1 protein-coding gene is annotated in these 1,752 nt (G+C 61.5%); it reads left to right on the top strand.

Annotated elements, in window-relative coordinates; genetic code table 11:
* Positions 1 to 18 precede the first annotated feature (18 nt).
* A partial coding sequence (gene bamA / locus ABIB66_RS43470) for an outer membrane protein assembly factor BamA (RefSeq protein WP_354260121.1) occupies positions 19 to 1,752 on the top strand: 1,734 nt, incomplete at its 3' end.

Genomic DNA, 1,752 nt, shown 5'->3' on the forward strand with positions numbered 1-1,752 from the left:
CACCAGGCAGGCCGCGACATGACAATGAGAGCTACCGAGAGAGATCAACGGCGGCGCCGTGCGCGTAACCTGCAAGCGCTACTTGCCGCCGCTCTATTGGCACTTTCCGCTCCGAATGCCTCTGCGGCTGAACCTCCCCCAGCCAGGATCATCGTTCAAGGCAACCAGCGGATCGATGCCGAGACGGTACGCTCCTATTTCCGGGCCACGCCGGATGGCCGCTACGATTCCGCGGCGCTCGATGCAGCGCTGAAGGGGCTGATCGCGACGGAATTGTTCGACCAGGTCAAGATCGATCGTGCCGGCGACGCCGTGGTCGTGCACCTGGTCGAGGCCAGGGTCCTTGCCCGCGTCGTCTTCGAAGGCAACAAGAAAATCAAGGACGAGGATCTCGCGGCCGTCGTCCAGTCCAAGGCGCGCGAACCGCTTCAGCGTGCCACGCTGCAGGCGGATGTCGGTCGCATCATGGAGGCCTATCGCCACGTTGGCCATATCGATGTCAGGGTGGTGCCGGAAATCATCGACCGTGGCAAGGACAGCGTCGACCTCGTTTTCACGATCACCGAAGGCGCAAAGATGACGGTGCGGCAGATCAATTTCGTCGGCAATCACGCGTTCGGCAAGCGCCAGCTTGCCGCCGTTATAAGCACGTCCGCCACCAACGTGCTGAGCTTTCTCACCCACGCTGACGTCTATGATCCCGATCGGCTCGCGGCCGATCAGGATCAGCTTCGGCGCTATTACCGCAACCACGGCTATGCCGATATCAGCATCGCCAATGCTGGGGCCGAATATGACCCGAGTATCCAAGGCTTCGTCCTGACCTTTGCGATCGACGAGGGCGACGCCTATCACTTCGGCAGTATCGACCTCCAATCCCATATTCCGGAGGTCGATCCCGAACGACTGCGCGCTCGGATTGCCGCGCGCGCTGGCGCGGCGTTCGACGGCAGTCTCGTCGACAGGAGCACGGAGGTCCTGGCGCTCGACTTGGCTAAGCTCGGCTTTCCGTTTGCGCATGTGGTGCCGCATATTAACCGCAACGCGGAGATGCAACGGATCGACCTGTCATTCGTGATCGATCAGGGGCCGCGCAGCTATGTCGAGCGGATCGAGATCCATGGCAATACGCGGACCAAGGACTATGTGATCCGCCGCGAGTTCGACATCGCCGAAGGGGACGCCTACAACCAGACGCTGGTCGATCGCGCCCAGCGCCGGCTGAAGGGCTTGAATTATTTCAAAGGCGTAAAGATCACGAGCAGGCCGGGCTCCATGAGCGACCGAGTCGTACTCGACGTTGACGTTGCGGACCAGTCAACCGGCGACTTCTCGATTTCCGGGGGGTATTCAACGACGGATGGATGGCTGGGCGAGATCAAACTCGGCGACCGCAATTTCCAGGGCACCGGCACGGCGGTGCAGACGAGCGTAAGCTATGGCCAATATTCGCGCGGCTTCGATGCTTCGTTGTCTGAACCGTATTTACTCGACAGCCGTGCCACGGGAGGCGCCGAGCTGTTCGCCAAGCAGAGCTTTGCTAATAGCTATCAGTCCTACGGCAGCGACACCTATGGAGCGAATGTTGCGCTGACGACGCCGCTGAACGAGCAGACCGGCGTGCAATGGCGCTATTCGATCTCGAATCAAGACGTCACGCTCTCGCCCCCCTCGTCAGGGGCGACGGTCTCGTTGCCGATCCAGCAGGCAGCCGCGGCCGGACCTGCCTGGGTCTCGGCCATCGGCAGCACC

The sequence above is a fragment of the Bradyrhizobium sp. F1.13.3 genome (genome assembly GCF_040548265.1).
Lineage (GTDB): Bacteria > Pseudomonadota > Alphaproteobacteria > Rhizobiales > Xanthobacteraceae > Bradyrhizobium.